At 28.4% G+C, this 4,379-nt stretch carries 4 protein-coding genes and 1 pseudogene; all 5 read left to right on the plus strand.

Annotated features, from left to right (window positions below):
* Positions 1–690 (plus strand): ankyrin repeat domain-containing protein (locus tag CQA76_RS08675; RefSeq protein WP_170999739.1); only part of this gene is annotated, 690 nt, incomplete at its 5' end.
* 3 nt (positions 691–693) lie between these two features.
* Positions 694–2,166 carry a hypothetical protein gene (locus CQA76_RS08680; protein ID WP_137622988.1) on the plus strand — a complete coding sequence of 491 codons (1,473 nt, stop codon included), beginning with the start codon at positions 694–696 and terminating at the stop codon, positions 2,164–2,166.
* 8 nt (positions 2,167–2,174) lie between these two features.
* Positions 2,175–2,660: a hypothetical protein gene (locus CQA76_RS08685; RefSeq protein ID WP_137622989.1), complete on the plus strand. Its 486-nt coding sequence runs from the start codon at positions 2,175–2,177 to the stop codon at positions 2,658–2,660.
* Positions 2,657–3,907, plus strand: coding sequence for a hypothetical protein (locus CQA76_RS08690; RefSeq protein WP_137622990.1), 1,251 nt, complete (start codon positions 2,657–2,659; stop codon positions 3,905–3,907). Before CQA76_RS08685 ends, CQA76_RS08690 begins: the two co-directional genes overlap by 4 nt.
* Positions 3,900–4,379 (plus strand): annotated as a pseudogene (locus CQA76_RS08695) (hypothetical protein); the annotation flags it as partial. The gene CQA76_RS08690 and the pseudogene CQA76_RS08695, both read left to right, overlap by 8 nt.

Here is a 4,379-nt window from a genome sequence, read left to right on the forward strand (position 1 = left end):
AAAAAAATTATTAAGCTTTTAGTGGATAAGGGAGCTAATATCAATGCTTATTTTTATCAAGGCAAGGAAGGGCGGTATGAGCCTTTGATTTTTGAGACCAACTATCTTCTTGACGCCACTAAAATAGAAAGAGCTAATAAATTAGAACTTTTACATTTTTTACTAGAACTGGGAGCAGATCCTAATCTTAAAAATTCAGAGGGTGAAAATTTACTACACAAACTTCTTATGTATGAAGAGCAAAAATTTGCCAATGCTTTAATTGATAGTGGTAAAATAAAAGATATCAATGAAATCATAGAATACGATAAAGGAGCGATTTATTATGGAGAAAATGCTTTGATATTGGCAGTAAGGAAATGTTATTCTAATACAGTTAAAAAACTCATTGAAGCAGGAGCTAATGTAAATGTTTTTGATCATTTTGGAGATTCTGCTCTTGATCTTATAGGCAATAAAAGTGAAACCATAAAAAAATACCTTCTTAAAGCAGGAGCTAAAAGTTCTTTAGAGCTTTTAGGCAGTGAAGAAAAACTGAGAGAATTTAAATATACTGAAATGCGAAAAAAAGGAGAAATACAAGATAAAATAAAAAAAGAACACGAAAAGCAACTTAAGGAAAATTATCTTGCTATCTTAGAAAAAACTCCTTTAGTGTTTCATAGAAGTATAGAAGTTACTGAGGAATAAAAAATGAGTCCTATTCATACAAAAAATATAAAATTAATACTGTGCGAGGAAGCACATTTTTATATAGACTATGAAGAAGATGAGATTGAAAATATCCCCATTATAGGAGCTAAGGTAAAAATATATGATAAAGATAAAAAAACACTCCTGTATGATAATACTGCTAATGATCAAGGAAAAATAGAATTTTCCAATAGTGAAATTAAAGATAAAGAATTAAGTTTTTATATAGAATTAGAACATCCTGACTTTGATAAAAAACCCATAGGAGGACATGTTATTGTAAGAAGTCTAGGCGAACAAGAATATCCTCTTTATTTTAGAAGAACTAAGCTAAGATTAAAACATGCTCCTTTTGAAAAATTGCCAACTCCTAAAGAATTTAAAAGAGCCCTTGAGGTGAGTGATAAAAAAAGAGAACATTATCAAACAGAGGATGGAGAATTAAATGAAGATTGGGATAGTTTAAAAACCAAAGCAGAGGAACTTTTAGCAAGAAATAAAGCCATCATTGAAAAAACTTATGGTGAGGAAATGAAAAAAGCTGATGAACAATTGCAACGAGCTACAACTAAAGAAGAGGAAGATAAAATCAATGAAAAAATAAAGAAAATCGAAGCAGATAAAGAAGCAAAAAATGAAAGACATAATAAACAAAAAGAAAGGTTTGAGAAACTAGTAACAGAACATGAAGCTTCAGATAACAACAATGGTGCTAAAAAGAATCAAACTAAAACAGACAACACCAAAAAACTTAAAAATTTCATCAATAAAAGGGCAGGAGCTGATTATGCTGAATGGGTTACTTCTCTTGCTCTTTTAAGGCATGCCCCTCATCTTTATCATCAAAGAATCAATGCAAATGGAGTTTTTAAAGAAGATGGAGTTCGCAGTGGAAAGGGTAGCGATCCTGACTTTCTTATCACACTTGAAGATAAAAAAAGAATGATAGTAGAAGTTAAAAACTATGGTTATAGCAGTGCTTTAAATTTAACCGATCAAATTTCTTATCAATTAAAATGTGTAAGATTATATGGAATGGATTATGCTATAGCTTGTAATAGAAGCACAGAAATAACCGATCATGGCAATAATTATAATTTTGTTTTTGCAGAACCTAGTAATCAAGCACAAGCTAAGGCTAAGGATGAAAAAGAGTATTCTATAAAATTTAATGAAAATCGTTTTAAGAAGCCAGAGGATCAAACAAAAGACCCTTTACTAGAAGAAGCTAACAAACTTCTAAAAGACGAGAAGAAAGGTTTAAGATCCGCACTTATAAGAATGTATCAAGAAGCTTTAAAAGGATCGCCTAGTTGGGTTTTCATTAAAAGACTTAATTTTAGAAGTAATTTAGGAAAAATCAATGGAGAAGATTTTGATCTGGATAAACATTTTGTGAATTTTTATGCTAATTTGCATGTTCAAGATAGAAAAGCACTTCATGATGAATTGCAAGTTATTTTAGAACCTTAGGAGAAAAAATGGTCAAAGAAATGGATTATGATTTACTTATAGCAATTGAAGAATCTAATGTAAGAAAGTTTCAAATTGCTTTAAAAAAGGGAGCTAATATTAGTGGTATTGTGAGTGAAGAATACGAAGAATATGGAGATTTTGAATCAAGTTATGGTTTTACATTTTTAGCTGTAGCTGCAGAAACAGCTTTACGTGAGATTATAAATGTTCAACATAATAAAAAAGGCTTCAATAAAGAAGAATATGAAAAACAATACAGCGATGCTTTTGAAATTTTTAACACCTTAAAGGCTTTAAAACCTAATGAAAGTCAAGAAGATTGTATCAGTGCAAAAATTTGTATAGAAGGTATTGCTGAAACAAGAGAAATGGAACTTTATGATGATCCTTATTGCTATGGATATGATGAATTTGATGAAGAAATGGGTGAGGATGAATGGATAAGTGAAGATCCTGTTGTAGAGTATTTGAAAAGTTTTAAATTCGAATGAAAACACAAAGTGTAAGCATTAATCAAGTTAGTTTTCATCTTTTATCTAAAAAGACCTTTAGCGATGAAAAATATCTTAATGCTTGGAGCTTAAAAGGCAATCGCCTTAATTTACAAGAATGGCTTGATTTTAAAAAAGTCAATGAAAATAATTTCTATAATAAACATTTAGAAAATACTTTAAAAGCTATGCAAGAATTTAAAACCTGTTTTAGTATCGATCAATTTGAGGGTATTAATTTAAGCACAGATGATGAATGGCTAGATTTTTTACCACAAAATTATACTCAAATTTATAATCGTTTATGTAGAGATAAAAGCAAATACTTTTTGCATCGATACTATCAAGATGAATTAACACTTATGGGTTTTATAGAAAATCTTTCTCCTAATTTACCTTTTTGGAATGAAATGGGAGAAAATTTTCCTCAAGATAAAATAGACACTTTCATAGAAAATGATCTTTTAGAACCTCGTTTTAGTCAATATGATGTTTATTTTAATTCCTCTCTTAATTTAACTTTTAATTTTAATGAAGAAAATTTAAATTATTTAATTAAAAATTACGACTATAGGATTAAGAAGAGTTTTATTCCAATCAATGGAAAGAGTTTAGAAGATGAATTAAATTTAAATAAAGAAATTAAAATCGCCTTAGAACTTGAATATATGTTTTTAAATCTTTGTAAAGGCATCAGTGCTGATTATGCTTTTATGGATTTTTCTTATTTTTTTGTAGCTTATGATTATATTTTAAATTCAAAAAACAATCCTTTCAAATCCTATCCTTTAAAAATGAATGATTTATTTTACGAGAGAAGTTTTAAAAAATATATACAAAAATACGCAAATAATTATTATTTAAATTATTATTCTAATGAAATTTTAGAAGATCTTAATACTCAAAACTTAATGAATGATAGATACAATCGTTATATTATAAATTATGATAAATTACCTAAAAATTCAGAAGAAGAAGATATACAAGGTTTGCTTTCTAGGCAAAAAGATTTAAAGATTAATTTTTTAAATTTTATAAATTATCAAGATTATGTTTATAATAATAAAGATGATTTTTGGGAATTTACAGAAAATGAGAACGCATTATTGTGGGAAAAATTTTTAGCTAAAGATACTATAAAACCTTTTCCTATAAATTTTGATTGCTCTTTAGAAGAGAAAGAACTTTATTCACACCCCAAAGAACTACAAAATGTTTTAAAAGCTCATAGGCTGATCAATGGCTAAGAAAAAAAGAAGAAAAATTTCAATACCAAATATAAAAGACAGAAGGACAAATCCTGATTTATCTGTTTTTCATCCCATCATAGAAAGTGATACACTTTTATGCTTGCACGGAGGAAGAGTCCAGCTAAAAGCTAAAAAAGCTAAAAAAATTCAATCTAAAAAAACTCCTATCATGTTACACAATGAAATACAAGGAGCTAGTATCAGTGGATGTTTTAATCCACCTGTATTAGGAGGACCTTGCACTAAAGTAGCTTTAGTATTTCCTCATACCTATTCAAGTCATAAAATCAATGATAAACATGCGGTTTTACATATGGGTTTAATAGGTATAAGTATGAAAGGTTATCCTATATTTGCTATACCTAAAAGCAATAAGATTAAATTTGCTCCTATGAAAATACAAGCCAATAAGCTTAGAAAAGTAAAAAATAAAAAGCAGGAATGGGAGCAGGTTATTTTGGGTGGTAAA

Origin of the sequence: Campylobacter aviculae, assembly GCF_005406215.1 — a bacterium.
GTDB lineage: Bacteria > Campylobacterota > Campylobacteria > Campylobacterales > Campylobacteraceae > Campylobacter_D > Campylobacter_D aviculae.